16 protein-coding genes are annotated in these 19,197 nt (G+C 73.4%); 13 read left to right on the top strand and 3 right to left on the bottom strand.

All coding sequences use genetic code 11. From position 1 onward, the window contains the following. Window positions 1-27 precede the first annotated feature (27 nt). The gene (locus ACK2IS_RS05045; protein ID WP_409485055.1) at window positions 28-1,248 is read right to left on the bottom strand and encodes a galactokinase; all 1,221 of its coding nucleotides are present in this window, start codon (window positions 1,246-1,248) and stop codon (window positions 28-30) included. 85 nt (window positions 1,249-1,333) lie between these two features. Between ACK2IS_RS05045 and ACK2IS_RS05050 the strand changes: the two genes are divergently transcribed. From ACK2IS_RS05050 to ACK2IS_RS05060, 3 genes are all read left to right on the top strand, one after another. Further along, on the top strand, window positions 1,334-2,713 hold the full coding sequence (locus tag ACK2IS_RS05050) for a UTP--glucose-1-phosphate uridylyltransferase (protein ID WP_409485056.1): 1,380 nt from the start codon (window positions 1,334-1,336) through the stop codon (window positions 2,711-2,713). A 132-nt stretch (window positions 2,714-2,845) separates the two neighbouring features. Further along, window positions 2,846-3,868 (top strand): tryptophan--tRNA ligase, encoded by a 1,023-nt coding sequence (gene trpS / locus ACK2IS_RS05055; RefSeq protein WP_409485057.1) that lies wholly within the window; start codon window positions 2,846-2,848, stop codon window positions 3,866-3,868. 16 nt (window positions 3,869-3,884) lie between these two features. Next, window positions 3,885-4,418, top strand: coding sequence for a 2'-5' RNA ligase family protein (locus ACK2IS_RS05060; RefSeq protein ID WP_409485058.1), 534 nt, complete (start codon window positions 3,885-3,887; stop codon window positions 4,416-4,418). Window positions 4,419-4,462: 44 nt separating this feature from the next. Here the strand turns inward: ACK2IS_RS05060 and ACK2IS_RS05065 are convergent, their stop codons facing one another. Both ACK2IS_RS05065 and ACK2IS_RS05070 read right to left on the bottom strand, forming a co-directional pair. After that, a complete protein-coding gene (locus ACK2IS_RS05065; protein WP_409485059.1) occupies window positions 4,463-5,938 on the bottom strand; it encodes a hypothetical protein in 1,476 nt (491 codons plus the stop codon). A 92-nt stretch (window positions 5,939-6,030) separates the two neighbouring features. Continuing rightward, the gene (locus ACK2IS_RS05070; protein ID WP_409485060.1) at window positions 6,031-7,206 is read right to left on the bottom strand and encodes a glycosyltransferase family 4 protein; all 1,176 of its coding nucleotides are present in this window, start codon (window positions 7,204-7,206) and stop codon (window positions 6,031-6,033) included. A 208-nt stretch (window positions 7,207-7,414) separates the two neighbouring features. Between ACK2IS_RS05070 and ACK2IS_RS05075 the strand changes: the two genes are divergently transcribed. From ACK2IS_RS05075 to ACK2IS_RS05120, 10 genes are all read left to right on the top strand, one after another. Next, window positions 7,415-8,542, top strand: a complete 1,128-nt coding sequence (locus tag ACK2IS_RS05075; protein ID WP_409485061.1) for a mannose-1-phosphate guanylyltransferase — start codon at window positions 7,415-7,417, stop codon at window positions 8,540-8,542. Between the two features lie 108 nt (window positions 8,543-8,650). Continuing rightward, window positions 8,651-10,255: a methylmalonyl-CoA mutase gene (locus tag ACK2IS_RS05080; RefSeq protein ID WP_409485062.1), complete on the top strand. Its 1,605-nt coding sequence runs from the start codon at window positions 8,651-8,653 to the stop codon at window positions 10,253-10,255. A gap of 141 nt (window positions 10,256-10,396) precedes the next feature. Beyond that, the gene (locus ACK2IS_RS05085) at window positions 10,397-11,650 is read left to right on the top strand and encodes an amidohydrolase (RefSeq protein ID WP_409485063.1); all 1,254 of its coding nucleotides are present in this window, start codon (window positions 10,397-10,399) and stop codon (window positions 11,648-11,650) included. 99 nt (window positions 11,651-11,749) lie between these two features. Continuing rightward, window positions 11,750-12,817, top strand: a complete 1,068-nt coding sequence (locus tag ACK2IS_RS05090; protein WP_409485064.1) for a BMP family protein — start codon at window positions 11,750-11,752, stop codon at window positions 12,815-12,817. A gap of 294 nt (window positions 12,818-13,111) precedes the next feature. Next, window positions 13,112-14,653: an ABC transporter ATP-binding protein gene (locus ACK2IS_RS05095; protein ID WP_409485635.1), complete on the top strand. Its 1,542-nt coding sequence runs from the start codon at window positions 13,112-13,114 to the stop codon at window positions 14,651-14,653. Continuing rightward, window positions 14,650-15,831 carry an ABC transporter permease gene (locus ACK2IS_RS05100; protein ID WP_409485065.1) on the top strand — a complete coding sequence of 394 codons (1,182 nt, stop codon included), beginning with the start codon at window positions 14,650-14,652 and terminating at the stop codon, window positions 15,829-15,831. Before ACK2IS_RS05095 ends, ACK2IS_RS05100 begins: the two co-directional genes overlap by 4 nt. Next, a complete protein-coding gene (locus tag ACK2IS_RS05105) occupies window positions 15,828-17,105 on the top strand; it encodes an ABC transporter permease (RefSeq protein ID WP_409485066.1) in 1,278 nt (425 codons plus the stop codon). Before ACK2IS_RS05100 ends, ACK2IS_RS05105 begins: the two co-directional genes overlap by 4 nt. Further along, entirely contained in the window at window positions 17,102-17,518 is a 417-nt protein-coding gene (locus tag ACK2IS_RS05110; RefSeq protein WP_409485067.1) for a cytidine deaminase, read from the top strand. The genes ACK2IS_RS05105 and ACK2IS_RS05110 overlap by 4 nt, the downstream gene beginning before the upstream one ends. After that, on the top strand, window positions 17,515-18,336 hold the full coding sequence (locus tag ACK2IS_RS05115) for a nucleoside phosphorylase (RefSeq protein WP_409485068.1): 822 nt from the start codon (window positions 17,515-17,517) through the stop codon (window positions 18,334-18,336). The genes ACK2IS_RS05110 and ACK2IS_RS05115 overlap by 4 nt, the downstream gene beginning before the upstream one ends. A 57-nt stretch (window positions 18,337-18,393) precedes the next feature. After that, a complete protein-coding gene (locus ACK2IS_RS05120; protein ID WP_409485069.1) occupies window positions 18,394-19,182 on the top strand; it encodes a hypothetical protein in 789 nt (262 codons plus the stop codon). Window positions 19,183-19,197: the final 15 nt, after the last annotated feature.

Below are 19,197 nucleotides of genomic sequence, written 5' to 3' on the forward strand. Positions count from 1 at the left end.
CCGAAGCGGGTAGTCGTCCCGGAGGTCTCACCCCAGGCGCTCGGCCCCACCCGCGGCCACCGCGACGAAGTGCTGGGGGTCGCGCAGGCCCGCCGCGGCGAAGGCGTCGTGCACCGCCGCCGCCACCGCCTCGCCGCGACCCGCCGGGACCAGAGCGATCGCGGAGCCCCCGAAGCCGCCACCGGTCATCCGCGCCCCCAGCGCCCCGTGCGCCCGAGCCGTGTCGACGACCAGGTCCAGCTCCCGCCCGGTCACCTCGTAGTCGTGGCGCAGCGACTCGTGCGACGCGTCGAACACCTGCCCCACCCGCGCCAGGTCGCCCGCCGCCAGCGCGGAGACGCAGTACCGCACCCGCTCGATCTCGGTGACCACGTGCCGCACCCGGCGGCGCAGCACGTCCTCGTCCAGCCGGGCCAGGGCCGCGTCCAGGTCGGCGGGGGCGACGTCCCGCAGCGCGGTGACCCCGAGGGCGGCCGCGGCGCGCTCGCACGCGGAGCGTCGCTCGGCATACTGCCCGTCGGTCAGTGCGTGGGCCGCCCGGGTGTCCACGACCAGCAGCTCCAGACCGTACGCCGTCAGGTCGAGGGGCACCGGGCGGGTGGACCCGTCGCGGCAGTCCAGCAGCAGGGCGTGGCCGTCGCGGCAACGCAGGGAGGCGGCCTGGTCCAGGCCACCGGTGGGTGCCCCCGCGATGACGTTCTCGGCGCGGACGCAGCAGCCGGCCAGGTGGTCGCGGCCCGCGTCCGTCGCCAGCAGCGCGGCACCGGCGGCCCCGGGCGTCTCGCTCCCCTCCCGCGCCGGGAGCACGAGCCCCCACAGGTCGGCCGCCGCGGCCGCCACGCAGCCCTCCAGCGCCGCCGACGAGGACAGGCCCGCCCCGATCGGCACGTCGGACGCCACCGCGATCTCCATCCCACCCACCTCGTGGCCGGCCTCGCGCAGCGCCCACAGGGTCCCGGCGACGTACGCCCCCCAGCCTCCGGGCACGCCGGGCGCCACCTGGCCCAGCTCCACCTCGACCTGGTCGCCCGCGACGTCCGCGGAGACCACCACCAGCCGGTCGTCCGAGCGGAGCCGGGCCGCGGCCACCGTGCGGTGCGGGAGCGCGATCGGCAGGCACAGGCCGTCGTTGTAGTCCGTGTGCTCCCCGATCAGGTTGACCCGACCGGGCGCGGCCCATCGCCCCTCCGGCTCGGCGGCGAAGGTCTGCCGGAAGGTCTGCAGGGCGCGATCCTGGACGGCGGTCATGATGCTCCTCGGTGGCGGTGTGGTCGTGCGTGCATCCTGCCACCGCGGTGCCCGCCGCGACCGGAGCCCGTGAGAGTCTGGGCCCATGAGCCAGGACGGACTCGCACGCGCACAGCAGGTCATGACCGACGCCGGCGTCAACGCCACGGCGATCCAGGTCTTCAGCCACTACTACGGGGAGCTGGAGGAAGGAGCGACCGGTGTCATCCGGGAGGACTCCATCCGTCCGCTCACCGAGCCACCCTCGCTCGAGGGCATGCAGGTCACCGACGAGCAGGCCCGCGAGGCCCTCTCCCGGACCGTGGTCATCAAGCTCAACGGCGGGCTCGGCACCTCCATGGGCATGACCCGGGCCAAGTCCCTGCTCCCGGTCCGGGACGGCAAGAGCTTCCTGGACATCGTGGTCCAGCAGGTCCTGGCGGCCCGGCAGCGGTACGACGTGCGGCTGCCCCTGCTGCTCATGGACTCCTTCAACACCCGGGAGGACACCCTCGCGGCGCTCGCGGCCTATCCCGAGCTGGCCGTCGAGGACCTCCCGCTCGACTTCCTGCAGTCGCAGGAGCCCAAGCTGCGCACCGACGACCTGACCCCCGTGCGGTGGCCGGCGGACCCCAAGCTCGAGTGGTGCCCGCCGGGCCACGGCGACCTCTACCCCTCGCTGCTCTCCTCGGGGATCCTGGAGTCCCTGCTGGACAAGGGCTTCCGCTATGCCACGGTCTCCAACGGTGACAACCTCGGTGCGGCCCCCGACGCGCGGCTCGCCGGGTGGTTCGCCGCCTCCGGCGCGCCGTACGCCGCCGAGGTCTGCCGCCGGACCGCCATGGACCGCAAGGGCGGCCACCTGGCGATCCGGGTCGACGACGGCCAGCTGATCCTGCGCGAGACCGCGCAGACCGCGCCGGAGGAGATGGACCACTTCACCGACGAGCACCGGCACGCGTACTTCCACACCAACAACCTGTGGCTGGACCTGGAGCGGCTGCACGCGCTGCTCGTGGAGCGCGACGGCGTCCTCGGGCTGCCGCTCATCCGCAACGTCAAGACCGTCGACCCCAAGGACCCCTCGAGCCCGGAGGTCTACCAGATCGAGTCGGCGATGGGGGCCGCGGTCGCCGTCTTCCAGGGCGCCCAGGCCGTCGAGGTGCCGCGCAGCCGGTTCCTGCCGGTCAAGACCACCAACGAGCTGATGCTGCTGCGCTCGGACGTGTACGAGCTGCGCGAGGACGGGACGCTGCACCTGCTCGTCGACAAGGCCCCGGTCGTCTGCCTGGACGGCCACTTCGCGAAGATCGCGGACTTCGAGCAGCGCGTGCCGGGCGACGTGCCCTCGCTGCGCGAGGCGACGCGGCTGGCGGTGGCAGGCGACTGGACCTTCGGCGACCGGGTGGTCGTCAAGGGCGAGGTGTCCCTGGCCGACGAGGGCGAGCCGCGCCGGGTCGAGGACGGCACGGTCCTGCAGGGCTGAGGCCACCGGCGACGGCCGAGGCGGGTGCCGGGAGGGTCGTCCTGGCGCCCGCCTCACCCCGTCGCCCCGCTCCTGCCGGCTCACCCCCCACCCTGTCGTGAGCACGCCCGAGCACCTGCCAGAATGGATCTCATGTCCACGCCCGAAGCGACCCGACCCCGCACCCTGTCCGGCATGCAGCCCACGTCCGACTCGCTGCACCTCGGCAACTACCTCGGGGCGCTGGTCAACTGGGTGGGCCTGCAGGAGGACTTCGACGCGTTCTACTTCGTCGCGGACCTGCACTCCCTCACCGTCGCGACGGACCCAGAGGTCATCCGGCGTCGCACCCGCGTGACCGCGGCGCAGTACCTCGCGGCCGGCGTCGACCCGACCCGGTCGACGCTGTTCGTCCAGAGCCACGTGCCCGAGCACACCGAGCTGAGCTGGATCCTGGCGTGCCAGACCGGCTTCGGCGAGGCCGGTCGGATGACGCAGTTCAAGGACAAGACCGCCAAGGGGCACTCGGCCAACGTCGGCCTGTTCACCTACCCCATCCTCATGGCCGCCGACATCCTGCTGTACGACGCGGCCCGGGTTCCGGTCGGGGAGGACCAGCGCCAGCACCTGGAGATCACCCGCGACCTGGCGACCCGCTTCAACCAGCGCTTCGGGGACACGCTGGTGGTCCCCGAGGCCCACATCGTCAAGGAGGGGGCCAAGATCCAGGACCTGCAGGACCCCACCGCCAAGATGAGCAAGTCCGCCGCGACGGACAAGGGCCTGATCAACCTGCTCGACGAGCCCGCCCGCAGCGCCAAGAAGATCCGCTCGGCCGTCACCGATGCCGAGGCCGTGGTCCGCTACGACCCGGAGCACAAGGCCGGCGTCTCCAACCTGCTCACCATCCACTCGGTCCTGTCCGGGACGCCCGTCCCCGAGCTCGAGGCCCGCTTCGAGGGCAGGATGTACGGCGACCTCAAGAAGGAGACCGCCGAGGTGCTCGTGGAGTGGGTGACGCCCCTGCGAGCACGCACCCTGGAGCTCATGGACGACCCGGCCGAGCTGGACCGGATCCTGGCCACGGGTGCGGCGCGCGCCCGAGAGGTGGCCTCTGCCACCATTGGTCGTGTCTACGACGCCGTGGGCCTGCTGCGTCCGGCGTCCCGCGCCTGATCGAGGAGCTGTCCGGATGCCCGTCATCGGAGTCTCCGTCGCCGTGCCCGAGCCTTGGGGGGGCGAGCTGCAGCGCGCTCGGTTGTCCTACGGCGACCAGCAGGCCGTCGGCATCCCCACGCACGTGACCGTGCTCCCGCCCACGCAGATCAGCGACCAGGTCATGGACGAGGTCCACGGTCACCTCCGCCAGGCCGCGGCCCGGGTCGAGCCCTTCCGCCTGGACCTTCGGGGGACCGGCACCTTCCTGCCGGTCTCGCCGGTGGTCTTCGTGCAGGTGGCGCGCGGCGTGCCCGCGTGCGAGCAGCTGGAGCGTGAGGTCCGTCGGGGGCTGCTGGAGCGCCCGCTGACGTTCACCTACCACCCGCACGTGACCGTCGCCCACAACGTCCCCGAGGAGGCTCTCGAGCGCGCCTACCGGGAGCTCGCGGGCTACTGCTGCGGCTTCCTGGTCGAGGAGATCCACCTGCACGTGCAAGGTGCGGACGAGGTCTGGCGCCCCCTGGAGCGTTATCGCCTGGGCGGCGCCGCCGTCCGTCCCGCAGGCTGAGCGCCGACCCGACGTCGACCCTGAGGCCGTCCCGCGGACGATCCTCAGGAGCGGTGGGTGGGTCTGCCACGACGGGGGCGACGCCGCACGAGGACGCCGGCCAGCACGGCCGCGAGCCCCACGAGCACCCCGGCCGGCCACCAGCGCTGCGCCGGCGACGAGGCCGAGGCCGGGCCGACGAGCGGCACCGGTGTGGCCGCGGCGGCGGACTCGGTGACGGGCGCCGTGGCCGCCCCCGGACCGGTCGTGACGGCAGGGGTCGGGCTGCTCGACCGGCCCGCAGGACTGGCGCCGGTCGTCGGCGCGGTGGTCTGCCCGGCCACGGCGAGGGTGCCGACCGGACGGGCCGCGGCCCCGTGGGCGAAGGCCCAGTCCATCAGCGCGCCCACGTGCTGCCAGCTGACGGTGTCCGAGCACATGTAGCTGATCAGGTAGCTGCGCCCGCCCCGGGTCGCCGAGCCGATGAAGGTGCGGTGGGCCCCCGTGGTGTAGCCCGTCTTGACCCCCGTCGCGCCCGGGTAGTTCCACCAGAAGTGGTTGAGGTTGGCCACCTGGAAGGGCGCCACCACCCTGCCGTCGGGCTGCCGGGCGCCGGGGAAGGTGATCGTCCGGGTGCCGACGTAGCCGCGGAAGTCCTTGCGCTTCATCGCCTCCCGGCCGATCACGGCAAGGTCGTAGGCGCTGCTCGTCTGGGCAGGCTGGTCCAGCCCGGAGGGGTCGACGACGTGGGTGTCGCGAGCACCCACCGCGGCGGCCGTGGCGTTCATCGCCGCCACGCTGCCCGGCACGCCGCCGGGCGCGGTCCGCGCGAGCGCGTAGGCCGCGTCGTTGGCCGAGAACATCAGCAGCGCGCTCCACAGCTGCTCGGAGCGATAAGGGTTGCCGGCGACCATGCCGACGCGGGTGCCCTCGGCGTTCTGGTCCGCGGGGGTGGCGACGATGGTGCGCCCGGCCGGGACGCGGGGGAGCAGGGTGAGCGAGGTCAAGGTCTTGAGCGTGGACGCGGGGAACAGCTTGGCGTGCGGGGCCTTGGCGACGAGCACGGCCCCGGTGGTCTGGTCGGCCAGGACGTATGACGTCGCGTCCAGCTCGGGCGGCGCGGGCACCCCGGCGGGGAGGGACGCCACGAGGGACGCCGTGCCGAGCTGGTCGCCGCCCACGGGGTGCGGGCCGGCGTCGACCCGAGGCGCGGGATGGCGGGCGGGTGCCCCGGTCGGCGTCGGGGTAGGTGGCGGGGTGACCGCGGCGCCGTGGCGGGCGTGGGGTGCCCGCGGGGGCGGGGGTGCCAGGGTCCCGGGGCAGGGGCTCTTGGTGGCGGTGTAACCGGGCACGAGCTCGGTGCCGGTCGGTGCGCCGGTGGCCGGCGCCGGAGGTGGCGTGGGCGCCGCGACCGCGCCCACCGGCGCGACGGCTCCTGCGAGGAGGGCGAGCGCGGCGACCGCCGAGCGGACGGCGCCCGTGCGGACCTGCTGGCGGGCAGGCCGACGGGCGGCCGAGACTGCGGTGGACGACGTGTGCACGAGAAACCCCCTGGGGTGGTCGACTGCCCTCCCCTCGCGGCACCCTAGCGGCGCGTCGTCGCCCTGCGCACCCCCTTCGGGGTGGAAGACCCTCAGGCGGCGTGGCTGCGGTGACGCGCGATCGCGGTGGCGTAGTGCCCCACGAGCTGGTCCACCAGCGCGGCCCAGGAGCGCTGCGACACCCGGGCGAGAGCGGCCGCCCCCATCAGGTCCCGCTCCTGCTCGGAGCCCACGAGCCGGCGCACGCAGTCGGCCAGGTCGGTCGTCGACCCCGGGTCGAAGAGCAGGCCCGTGCGGCCGTGGTCGACCAGGTCCAGGGGGCCGCCCATGGCGGGGGCGACCACCGGCAGGCGGGTCGCCGCGGCCTCCTGCAGGGTCTGACCGAAGGTCTCACGGGTGCCCGTGTGCACGAAGACGTCGAACGCCGCGTAGGCCCGGGCCAGGTCGTCCCCCGAGCGGCGCCCCAGGAACACCGGCGGCAGGTTGGGACGCCCGGGCGAGGTGGCCACGGCCTCGGAGAGGGTCTCGGCCAGGGCGGGGCGGGACGGCCCGTCGCCGACGACCACGATGCGGGTGCCCGGGATCCGGGCGCACGTGACGAGGCGGTCGACCTCTTTCTCCGGCGCCAGCCGGCCGACATACCCCAGGATCACCTGGCCGTCGGGTGCCAGGGACCGGCGCAGCGAGCGGGAGACGGCGTCGTCGCGCCACTCCGGGCGGAACAGCGCGGTGTCCACCCCGCGGCCCCACAGCGCGGTGCGGGGAACCCCGTGGTCCTCGATGTCGCGCAGGGCCGCGGAGCTGGGGGCGAGGGTGAGGTCGGCCAGGGAGTGGATGCGCCGGATCCAGCGCCAGGCGGCCTTCGCGGCGGCGCGTCCCGTGGCGGCGCCGGCGACGTTGCCGTGCTGCTCGAGGTAGGACGCCATGTCGGTCTGGTAGATCGCGACGCAGGGGATGCCCAGGCGGTCGGCGGCGGTCAGCCCCCGCGCCCCGAGCACGAAGGGGCTCGCCACGTGCACGACGTCCGGGTGGAAACCGCGCAGGATCGCCTCGATCTCCCCGGTCGGCAGGCCCACCTGGAACTGCCGCACCGGGATGCTGGTCACGGCCCGCACCGGGAAGCCGGCATAGGTCTCCGGCGCGGGCGAGGGGGCGATGACGACGGCGTCGTGCCCGGTCTCACGCAGTCGGTCCAGCACCCGGCACACGCTCGTGGTCACCCCGTTGAGCGAGGGGAGGAAGGACTCCGTGACGATGGCGATCCGCACGGGCCCAGCGTCGGGCACCCGGGCCACGCCGGGGCGACACCTCGGGGTGTGTCGAGTGGCGCGAAGGTGACCGGCGGGTGACCTGGTCCGTCTCCCGACGACCCGACCGGGGGCACCCGCGCGTGGTGCATGAGTCCGGATCGTCCCGTCCTGGGCGGTGGTTCCCGACTCCGTGCCGTGCCCGGGCAAGTCCCGCTACGGTGGCGCCATGGCCCCCGACACCGCCTCCGCGAGCCCCGCCGCGTCGTCCTCCTTCTACTGCGTGATCCCGGCCGGTGGAGCCGGCACCCGCCTGTGGCCGCTGTCCAGGTCCGGCCGACCGAAGTTCCTGCACGACCTGACCGGCGGCGGCCGGTCGATGCTGCAGGCGACGTACGACCGGCTGGCTCCGCTGTGCGACGGTCGGGTGCTCGTGGTCACCGGCGCCAGGCACGAGGCCGCCGTCCACGCGCAGCTGCCCGAGGTGGCGGCGGGTGACGTCCTGGTCGAGCCCGGTCCGCGCGACTCGATGGCCGCCATCGGGCTGGCCGCGGCGGTGCTGGAGCTGCGCGATCCCGACGCCGTCATCGGCTCCTTCGCCGCGGACCACGTGATCACCGAGGTGGACGCCTTCCACCGGTGCGTGCGCGAGGCCGTGGCCGTGGCGCAGCACGACTACGTGGTGACCATCGGCATCGAGCCGACCTTCCCCGCGACGGGCTTCGGCTACGTGTGCGCGGGCGAGCCCCTGCAGGTGACCGGGGCGCCGCGGGCCCAGGTCGTGACCGAGTTCGTGGAGAAGCCGGACGCCGGGACGGCCGCGGCCTACCTGTCGCTGGGCACCTATCGCTGGAACGCCGGCATGTTCGTGGTCAGGGCGCGGGTGCTCCTGGACGTGCTGGCGCAGTACCACCCCGAGCTCGCGGCCGGCCTGCGCGCGATCGCCGCCAACCCCTGGTCCCTCAACCGGACCTGGAAGGACCTGGAGAAGATCGCGATCGACCACGCCGTCGCCGAGCCCGCCGCCGCCGCCGGGCGCGTGGCCGTCATCCCCGGGGACTTCGGCTGGGACGACGTGGGCGACTTCGACTCGCTGGCCGGGCTGCTCCCGGCGGCGGGGGAGACCCCCGACCGCCAGAACGTCGCCGTGCTGGGCTCCGCCGAGCAGGTGCACATCCGCAACGCCTCGGGCGTGGTGGTCAATCGCTCCGGCCGCCAGGTCGTGCTGCTCGGGCTGGAGGACGTGGTGGTCGTCGACACCCCCGACGTCCTCCTGGTCACGACCCGCACGCAGGCGCAGGACGTGAAGTCCATCGTGGAGCTGATGAAGGAGCGCGGCTATCCCGAGCTGACCTGACGGGAGCGACGGGACCTGTCGGGACCCTGCCCGAGGGCGTCGTACGGCCGGGGTCGATAGCCGGGGGTGGTCGTGACCGCAGGTGGCGCCGACGATAGGGTTTGGACCATGGCTGACAGCACCGACAAGCCCACCGCCCGCACCGAGTCCGACCTGCCCCTGGAGGCGGTCTACGACGCGTCGTCGCTCGAGGGTTTCGACCCCGAGGAGAAGCTCGGCACGCCTGGGTCCTATCCCTTCACCCGTGGGGTCTACCCCACGATGTACACCGGTCGCCCCTGGACCATGCGGCAGTACGCCGGCTTCGGCACCGCCAAGGAGTCCAACGAGCGCTACCACGAGCTGGTCAAGGCCGGCACCGGTGGCCTGTCGGTCGCCTTCGACCTGCCGACCCAGATGGGTTATGACTCGGACGCCCCCCTCGCCAGCGGCGAGGTCGGCAAGGTCGGTGTCGCCGTCGACTCCCTCGACGACATGCGCGTGCTGTTCAACGGCCTGCCGCTGGACAAGGTGTCGACGTCGATGACGATCAACGCCCCCGCGTCGACCCTGCTGCTGATGTACCAGCTCGTCGCGGCCGAGCAGGGCGTCGCCGCCAACCAGCTCACCGGCACCATCCAGAACGACGTGCTCAAGGAGTACATCGCCCGCGGCACCTACATCTACCCGCCGGCCCAGTCGCTGCGCCTCATCTCCGACATCTTCGGCTACTGCAACAAGGAGATCCCGCGCTGGAACACGATCTCCATCTCCGGCTACCACATGGCCGAGGCCGGGGCCACCCCCGTGCAGGAGATCGCCTTCACGCTGGCCAACGCCAAGGCCTACGTCAAGGCCGCCATGGACGCGGGCCTGGACGTCGACGCCTTCGCCCCGCGCCTGTCCTTCTTCTTCGTCGCCCGCACCACCCTGATCGAGGAGGTCGCGAAGTTCCGCGCGGCCCGTCGCATCTGGGCGCGCATCATGCGTGACGAGTTCGGCGCCAAGAACCCGAAGTCGCAGATGCTGCGCTTCCACACCCAGACCGCCGGCGTGCAGCTCACCGCCCAGCAGCCCGAGGTCAACCTCATCCGCGTGTCGCTGCAGGGCCTGGCCGCCGTCCTCGGTGGCACCCAGTCGCTGCACACCAACTCCTTCGACGAGGCCATCGCCCTGCCGACGCAGAAGGCTGCTCGCCTCGCGCTGCGCACCCAGCAGGTCATCGCCTTCGAGACCGACGTGTGCAAGACGGTCGACCCCTTCGCCGGGTCCTACGTCGTGGAGTCGCTGACCAACGAGATCGAGGAGGCCGCCTGGGAGCTGCTCAAGAAGGTCGACGAGCTCGGCGGCGCGGTCACCGCGATCGAGCAGGGCTTCCAGAAGTCCGAGATCGAGCGCTCGGCCTACGCCACCCAGCTCAAGACCGACTCCGGCGAGCGGATCGTCGTGGGGCTCAACAAGTTCCAGATCGACCAGGAGGAGCACTACGACCCGCTGCGGGTGGACCCCCAGATCGAGGCCGACCAGTGCGAGCGCCTGGCCGAGCTGCGCAGGAACCGCGACAACGGCAAGGTCGAGGCGAAGCTCGACGCCCTGCGCCAGGCCGCCGAGGGCACCGGCACCAACCTCCTGCTCCCGATGAAGGAGGCCCTGGAGGCGAACGCCACCGGTGGCGAGGTCTCCAACGCGCTGCGCGACGTCTGGGGCATGTACGTCCCGCGCGACGCCTTCTGATCGGACCCGATCACCGCTGACGGCGGGTGACCGAGCCTCGGGCCGGTCACCCGCCGTCCGGTCGTCCGGCCCGGTCGGCCAGGGTGTCGCCCCCCGCCCTGGTCGCGGCGCCTCGCGGCGCGCGCGGTAACCTTGCCGGTCATGGGTGCCGTGCATGACCTGACCGACGAGGGTGCGATCGCGGGCCAGACGCGGGCCGCCGTCCGGGCCGCGGTCGAGGCGGCAGCAGCCTGCCTCGACGGCGAGCTGGTCGAGCTGCGTCGGGCCCTCCACCGCGAGCCCGAGCTGGGCTTCGACGAGCTGCGCACCACGGCCAAGGTCGCGCGCCGGCTCAAGCAGGCGGGCCTGCGGATCACGCCGATGCACCCCACGGGCCTGGTCGTCGACCTGGGAGCGGCTCACCCGCGCCGCCGGGTCGGGGTCCGCGCCGACATCGACGCCCTGCCGCTCACCGAGGCCACCGGCCTGCCGTACGCCTCCACGACGCCGGGCGCCTGCCACGCCTGCGGGCACGACGTGCACACCACGTGCCTCGTCGGTCTCGCCCTGGCGCTCGCGCCCCACCACGAGTGGTTGCGGTCGCAGGGGCTGGCCGTGCGGCTGCTCTTCCAGCCCGCCGAGGAGGTCATGCCCGGCGGCGCCCACCGGATGGTGGCGGCCGGGCACCTGCGGGACGTGGACCAGGTCTTCGCGCTGCACTGCGACCCCGCCCTGGACGTCGGGCAGGTCGGCATCCGCACCGGCGCCATCACCGCGGCCACCGACATCCTCACCGTGCGCCTGACCGGTCGCGGCGGGCACACCTCCCGCCCGCACCTGACCGAGGACCTGACCTTCGCCCTCGCCACCGTGGTGACCGAGCTGCCCTCGGTGCTGTCCCGCCGGGTGGACCCCCGCGCCGGCCTGGCCCTGGTGTGGGGGGCGATCAACGCGGGGGAGGCGGCCAACGTGATCCCGGCGTCGGGGTCGGCGAGCGGGACCCTGCGGATGCTCGACGCGGACGTGTGGGACACCATCGGGCCCCTGTGCGAGGAGGTCGTCCGTCAGCTGGTCTCGCCGTACGGCGTGGGGGTGCAGATCGAGCACACCCAGGGCGTCCCGCCCGTCGTCAACGACCCCGACGCGGTGAGCCACCTCGTGGCGGGCGCGACGGCGATGCTCGGGCCCCAGGCGATCGCGCCGACCCCGCAGTCGTTGGGCGGTGAGGACTTCTCCTGGATGCTGCGGGACGTGCCCGGCGCCCTGGTCCGGCTCGGCACGCGCACCCCCGGAGGGCCGACGTACGACCTGCACCGTCCCGACCTCGTGGTCGACGAGCGGGCCGTGGGGGTCGGTGTGCGCCTGCTCGCCGGCACGGTCCTGTCCGCGCTCCAGGGCGCTGACGTGCCCGCATAACGGTTCGTCGTCGGTTGAGGACAGAAGGTTCACGCACCGCAGTCAGGCCTACCAGCAGGTCTAGTGTGGTCGACGTCCCGTCCTACCCGAGGAGTCCCCGTGATCCGCACCGTCAAGGTCGCGTCCGCCGTGGCGGTCGCGTCTGTCGCCCTCGCTGCCTGCGGCAGCCCCTCCGACACCAGCAGCACCACGTCCACCGGAGCCGCCGTCGGTGGCTCCTCCTCGGCCGCCGGCAACGGTGGCTCGCTGAAGATCGGCATGGCCTTCGACGTGGGTGGCCGCGGCGACCAGTCCTTCAACGACTCCGCCGCCGCCGGCCTGGACAAGGCCAAGGCCGAGCTGGGCGCGCAGACCAAGGAGTCCACGGCCACCGCGGGAGAGCCGGAGTCCGCGCGCGAGGAGCGCCTCCAGCAGCTGATCGAGGCCGGGTTCACCAACATCGTCGCCGTGGGTTACGTGTACGCCCCCGCCGTCAAGAAGGTCGCGGCCGAGAACCCCGACGCGAGGTTCGCGCTGGTGGACTCCACGGACGCCAAGGGTGCCAACATCCAGAACATCGTGTTCTCCGAGCAGGAGGGCTCCTACCTCGCGGGCGTCGTCGCGGCCAAGCTGTCCAGGACCGGCAGCATCGGCTTCGTCGGCGGTGTGCAGACCGACCTGATCAAGAAGTTCGAGGCGGGCTACCTCGCCGGGGCCAAGGCCACCAACCCGGCCATCAAGTCCCAGGTGAAGTACCTATCCCAGCCGCCGGACTTCAAGGGTTTCGCCGACCCGGCCGCGGGCAAGACCGCCGCCGAGGGCATGCTCGCAGCGGGGGCCGACGTGATCTACCACGCCTCCGGCGGCTCCGGCAGCGGCGTCTTCACGGCCGTCAAGGCCAAGAACGCCATGGCCATCGGCGTCGACTCCGACCAGGCCAGGACCGCGCAGCCCGACGTCCGCAGCTCGATCATCACCTCGGTCGTCAAGCGCGTGGACGTGGGTGTCCTCGAGTTCGCCAAGCAGGTCAAGGACGGCAAGCTGACGCCGGGCGAGGCGGTCTACGACCTGAAGTCCAACGGTGTCGAGCTGGCCACCACGGGCGGCAGGATCGACGCGCTGAAGGGCGAGCTCGACAAGGCCAAGGCCGACATCATCTCGGGCAAGATCGTCGTCCCCAGCAAGTGACCGGGGCGCGGCCACGACGGTTGCGCACCACCCCACCACCCGCAGCGGGCGGAACACCTGCGACCGGGCCCGGCCGTCCTCCTCCCGGCGGGCGACCGGGCCCAGCCCGTGCCGGGTGGTGCGGCGGCCGGCCCGGCCCGGCAGGGCGCCGGTAGGCTGACCTGGAAGGACCGCCGTGCCCTGGCGCCGGCCGAGCAAGGAGCGTGGACCATCTCGACGTCAGCCAGCACCGCTCACCCCGAGGCGCCGCCGGCGGTGGCCGTCCGCGGCATCACCAAGCGGTTCCCGGGGGTGGTGGCCAACGAGGACATCACCTTCACGGTCGCCAAGGGCTCGATCCACGCGCTGGTCGGGGAGAACGGCGCCGGCAAGTCCACGCTGATGAAGATCCTGTACGGCGTGCAGCGGCCCGACGAGGGGACCGTCGCCATCGACGGGCACGAGGTGACCTTCCACAGCCCGGGCGACGCGATCGCGGCCGGGGTCGGGATGGTCTTCCAGCACTTCAAGCTGGCCGACAACCTCACGGTGACCGAGAACGTCGTCCTCGGCGCCGAGAAGCTCCACGGCATCGGCGGACGCGCCAAGGACGAGATCCGGCGGATCTCCCGGGAGTACGGCCTGGGCATCGACCCGGACGCCCGCGTCGGCGACCTCGGCGTGGGGGCCCAGCAGCGGATCGAGATCCTCAAGGTGCTCTACCGCGGGGCGCGGGTGCTGATCCTCGACGAGCCCACCGCCGTCCTGGTGCCGCAGGAGGTCAGCGAGCTCTTCGACAACCTGCGGGCCCTCACCGCCGAGGGGCTGACCATCATCTTCATCTCCCACAAGCTCGACGAGATCCGTGAGGTCGCCGACGCGATCACGGTCATCCGGCGCGGCACCACGGTCGGCGGCGCCGACCCGCGCACGGTCACCAAGGACGAGCTCGGCGAGCTCATGGTGGGCCGCGAGCTGCCCAGCCCGCAGACCGAGGAGTCCACCGTCACCGACCGGGTCGTGCTGCGGCTGGAGCACGTCCGGCTCGCCCGGCCCGGCGCCCGGGACGCGCTGGACGACGTCACGCTTACCGTCCACGCGGGGGAGGTCCTCGGCGTCGCCGGGATCGAGGGCAACGGCCAGGACGAGCTGGTCGAGGTGATCATGGGGATGCGCGAGCCGACGGGCGGACGGGTCTACCTGGGGGGAGCGGACATCACCGAGTGGTCCACCCGGCAGATCCGCGAGGCCGGCGTGGGCTACGTCCCGGCCGACCGGCACCGCCACGGGCTATTGCTCGACGCGCCGCTGTGGGAGAACCGCGTGCTGGGCCACCAGACGCAGGCCCCCAACACCGCGGGGCCCTTCGTCGACGCCCGTGGTGCCAAGGCGTCGACCGAGACGATCGTGCGGGAGTACGACGTCCGCACGCCCTCGATCCACGTCACCGCGGGGGCGCTGTCCGGCGGCAACCAGCAGAAGCTCATCATCGGCCGGGAGATGGCGCACGAACCGCGGGTGCTCGTCGCCGCCCACCCCACCCGCGGGGTGGACGTGGGTGCCCAGGCCGCGATCTGGGAGCACATCAAGCGGGCCCGCCGCGCAGGCCTGGCCGTGCTGCTGATCACCGCCGACCTGGACGAGCTGCGAGGCCTGTCCGACACCATCCGGGTCATCGCCGACGGCCGGCTCACCGAGCCGCTGCCCACGACGCTGACCCCCCAGCAGCTCGGCGCTGCCATGCAGGGCGGCGCCGTCGAGGGCCTCGGTGGTGCCATCGGGGTCGACGACGCGCACCGTGCCGACGCCTCGGGGGCCACCGGCATACCCCTGGACGAGCAGGAGGACGACCGATGAAGCTCTCGCCCCGTTCCCTCGCCCTGGCCCTGGCGGCGCCGCTCCTGGCGCTGCTCGTGGCCCTCGTGGTGACCTCGCTCGTGCTGGCCGTCGCGGGTGACCCCGTCGGCACCGTGTGGACCGAGCTGCTGCGGCGGCCGAGCCCACGGCTCGTCGCCAAGATCCTCAACGGCGCGATCGTGTACTACCTCGCCGCGGTCGCCCTGGCCGTCGGCTTCCGGATGAACCTGTTCAACATCGGCGTCGAGGGGCAGTACCGCGTGGCGGTCTTCGCCGCCGCGGTCTTCGGCGCCCAGGGCTTCCTGCCCGGGTGGGCCAACATCACCGCGACCACCCTGGTGGCCATGGCCGTCGGTGCCGCGTGGGCCTCGATCGGGGCCTACCTCAAGGTGAAGCGCGGTGTGTCCGAGGTGATCTCGTCGATCATGCTCAACGCCGTCGCGACCGGGCTGGTGGCCTTCCTGCTCACCAGGACCCGGGACTCCTCCGCGGACGCGGGCTCCAACGTCGCCAACACCACGCCGCTGCCGCAGGACTCCTGGGTGCCCGGACTGGCCCTGGTGCCCGGCAGCTCGACCAAGGTCTACGGCCTGCTCGCGCTCGCGCTCCTGGTGGGGCTGGCCTACTGGATCGTCCTGGGGCGCACGCGCTTCGGCTTCGACCTGCGGGCGTCCGGCCTGTCGGAGTCCGCGGCGGTCGCCAGCGGGGTGGACGCCCGGCGGATGGTCGTGCGCACGCTGCTGCTGTCCGGGGCCTGCGCCGGCCTGATCGGGCTGCCGCTGCTCTTCGGCCAGGACCACGCCTACGGCACGAACTTCCAGGCGGGCATCGGCTTCGCCGGGATCGGCATCGCCCTGCTCGGCCGCAACCACCCGATCGGCATGGCCGTCGCGGCGCTGCTGTGGGCCTATCTGGACCAGCAGGGCAACGGCCTGCAGATCAAGGCGGGCGTCTCGCCCGAGCTGGTCAACATCATCCAGGGCGTGATCGTGCTCGCCGTGGTCATCGCCTACGAGATCGTGCGTCGGCTCTCCGCCCGCCTCGAGCAGTCCGCCGTGGCCCGCGACCTCGGCGAGGCATCGGGGTCATCGACCTCCGGCACCCCCGCCCCGGGCTCCCGCACGGGCTCGGCCGGCGGCGCCACCTCGGCCACCACCACGTCAGGAGCCCGCGCATGAGCACCGCCGTGACCGCCCCCACCGACACCGACGGCCGCGGCGCCCGGGGGTCGCTGGCCCTCCGGCCGCGTCGCCGCCTCGGGGTGCGGCACCACCTCGGCCTGATCCTGCTCGGGATCCTGCTCGTCTCGGTGATGCGGGTGGTCACCGGCGAGAACGACCTGGCCTCCTCCGGCGCGCTCGCGGCGGCTCTCGGCCTGGCCGTGCCCATCGGCATGGCAGGTCTGGGCGGACTGTGGGCCGAGCGCGCAGGCGTGGTCAACATCGGCCTGGAGGGCATGATGATCCTCGGCACCTGGGGCGCGGCGTTCTTCGCCTGGCACTGGGGACCGTGGGCCGGGATCCTCGGGGCGATCCTGCTCGGCACGGTCGGCGGGGCCGTCCACGCGCTCGCCACCGTCGTCTTCGGCGTCGACCACATCGTCTCCGGCGTCGCGGTCAACCTCATCGGCGCGGGCGGCGCGAAGTACCTCGCCGCCCGGGTCTTCACCGGCACCGAGGGGGGCGGCGCCACCCAGTCCCCGCCGCTGCCGGAGCTGCCCGACGTGACGGTGCCGGGCCTGTCCAGCGCCCTGATCTCCCTGGAGGGCAAGCACCTGTTCTTCGTCTCCGACCTCGCCGGCGTGCTCGCGGCCTTCGTCACCCGCCTGTCGGTCCTGACGATCCTGGCGGCGCTGCTCGTGGCCGCGTCCTGGTGGGTGCTGTGGCACACGACCTTCGGGCTGCGGCTGCGGTCGTGCGGCGAGAACCCCTGGTCCGCCGAGTCGCTCGGTGTCGACGTCTACCGCTACAAGGTCCTCGCCGTGCTGATCTCCGGCGGCTTCGCCGGGCTCGGCGGCGGGTATCTCGCGCTGGTGGCGGCCAACATGTTCCGCGACGGGCAGACCGGCGGGCGCGGCTACATCGGTCTGGCCGCCATGATCTTCGGCAACTGGCGGCCTGGGTCGCTCGCGGCCGGCTCGCTGCTCTTCGGCTACTTCGACGCGGTGCAGCTGCGCGGCGGCGCGATCCACGCGCTGCTGCTCGTGGTCGGCGTGCTCCTGCTCGCCTGGGGCGTCCGGCAGCTCGGGAAGCGGCGCCTCGTGGGCGGCCTGATCACCCTGGCGCTCGGCGCGCTCGCCTGCGGTGCCTACCTGACGACCGACACGATCCCGGGCGAGCTGGCCGGGTCTGCGCCATACCTCGCGACGCTGCTCGTGCTCGCCCTGGCGAGCCAGACCCTGCGGATGCCGCAGGCCGACGGGCTCGTCTACCGCAAGGGTGAGGTGGGATGAGCGGTATGCCGACCCCGGTCGACTGGCCGAGCCTGCGGGCCGCCGCGACCGCGGCGATGGGGCGGGCCTACGCGCCGTACTCGCGCTTCCCCGTGGGCGTGGCCGGGCTGGTCGACGACGGCCGGGTGGTCGTCGGGTGCAACGTGGAGAACGCGTCCTACGGCGTGGGGCTGTGCGCCGAGTGCGGGCTCGTGTCGGCGCTGCACGCGAGCGGCGGCGGTCGGCTCGTGGCCGTGGCGTGCGTCGACGCCGACGGGGCCGCGCTCATGCCGTGCGGGCGCTGCCGCCAGCTGCTCTGGGAGCACGGCGGGCCGGACTGCCTGCTCGAGACGCCGCGGGGGATCGCGCCGCTGCGCGAGGTGCTGCCGCAGGCCTTCGGGGCGGGCGACCTGGACCGGGTGGGGCGGCGATGAGCGGGCCGCCGCCGCAGGAGCCGCACCGGGCGGAGCCGCTGCACCTGGCCGGTGACCTCGACGAGCCCGGGGTCCTGGAGCCCGCCCAGATCTACCGACGGCTCCCGGACGACGAGGTGCCCGACGCCGCCGTCCTGTGCTTCTTCCCCGACACCGTGCGGGCGATCGGGGCCCGCGAGGGCAGCTCGGTGGCGTTCACCTTCTCCGGGATCATCGGCGAGCAGCCGTGCCACGTCCGCGAGGTCGGCGGGCGGCGGATCGCCTTCCTGTTCCCCGAGATCGGGGCGCCGCGGGCGACGATGTTCCTCGAGGAGGCCATCGCGCGCGGGATCACCCGGTTCGTCGCGGTCGGGTCCGCGGGCGTGCTCGTGCCCGACCTGGTGATGGGGCACCCCTTCGTCGTGACGTCGGCGCTGCGGGACGAGGGGACCAGCGCGCACTACGGCGTGACGTCGAGCGTCGTCGCGGCGCCGCCGACCGGCATACAGGCCTGCATCGATGCCCTCGACGCCGCCGGGGCGCCGCACCGGAGCGGACGCACCTGGACCACCGACGGGATCTATCGCGAGACCCGGTCCACCGTCGCCCGCCGCATCGCGGCCGGGTGCGCCGTCGTGGAGATGGAGGCCTCCGCGCTGCTCGCGGTCGCGGCCTTCCGCGGGGTCGAGCTCGGCCAGATCCTGTTCAGCGCCGACTCGCTCGCCGGAGAGGACTGGGACCACCGCGGCTGGGTGAGCGCCGAGGACGCGCACGAGCAGGTGTTCTGGATCGCGATGGACGCCGCCCGCCGGCTCGCCGAGGCCGGCCGCGGGGACTGAGGGACTCTCCTGGGGGTATGCCGACAGGCAATCGTCCCCCACACGCAGGAGTGAGCCATGGGTTTCCTCGACCGCCTCTTCGGCCGCCAGAGCCAGCCGCAGGCCTACCAGCCGCAGCAGCCGACCTATGGGCAGGCCCCGGCGGGCTACCCCCGGCAGGGGTATCCGCAGCAGGGGTCGCCGGGGCGGCCGGGCCAGAGCGAGCAGGACCGGCAGGCCATCGCGCGCTACCGCTACCTGCTGCAGACCGCCCCGCCGGAGGCCGTCGAGCAGGCGCACGCCGAGGCCTTCGCCAGGCTCACGCCCGAGCAGCGCCGCCAGGTGCTCCAGGGGCTCGCCGACGGCGGCGAGCGCGTCACCGCCGACGACCCGCAGTCGCTGGCGCGGGCGGCCACCCGCGCGGAGTACCGCCAGCCCGGCTTCATGGAGCGCACCTTCGGCGGCCTCGGCCGCGGGGGGATGGGTGGCGGCTACGGCATGGGCATGGGCGGCATGGGGATGGGCGGCATGATCATGGGCTCGATGCTCGGCTCCATCGCCGGCAGCGTCATCGGCACCGCCATCGCCCACGAGATGATGGACGGCTTCGACGCCTGGGACCACGACACCAACGGCGGCCAGAGCTTTGCCGACGGCGGGTTCGGCGACGGCGGCTTCGGTGGTGACGCCAACGGTTTCGGCGACCCGGTCGAGACCAGCGGCGACGGCTTCGGCGGGGACCAGTCCTTCGCGGATGATGGGTTCTCCGACGGCGGCGGGTTCGACGGCGGGTTCGGGGGCGACGGCTTCGGCGACTTCGGTGGCGGGGACTTCGGGGGCGGCGACTTCGGCGGGGACAGCTTCTGACCGACGTCCCTCACG

It is taken from the genome of Arsenicicoccus dermatophilus (assembly GCF_046267915.1).
In the GTDB taxonomy this organism is placed as follows: domain Bacteria; phylum Actinomycetota; class Actinomycetes; order Actinomycetales; family Dermatophilaceae; genus Arsenicicoccus; species Arsenicicoccus dermatophilus_A.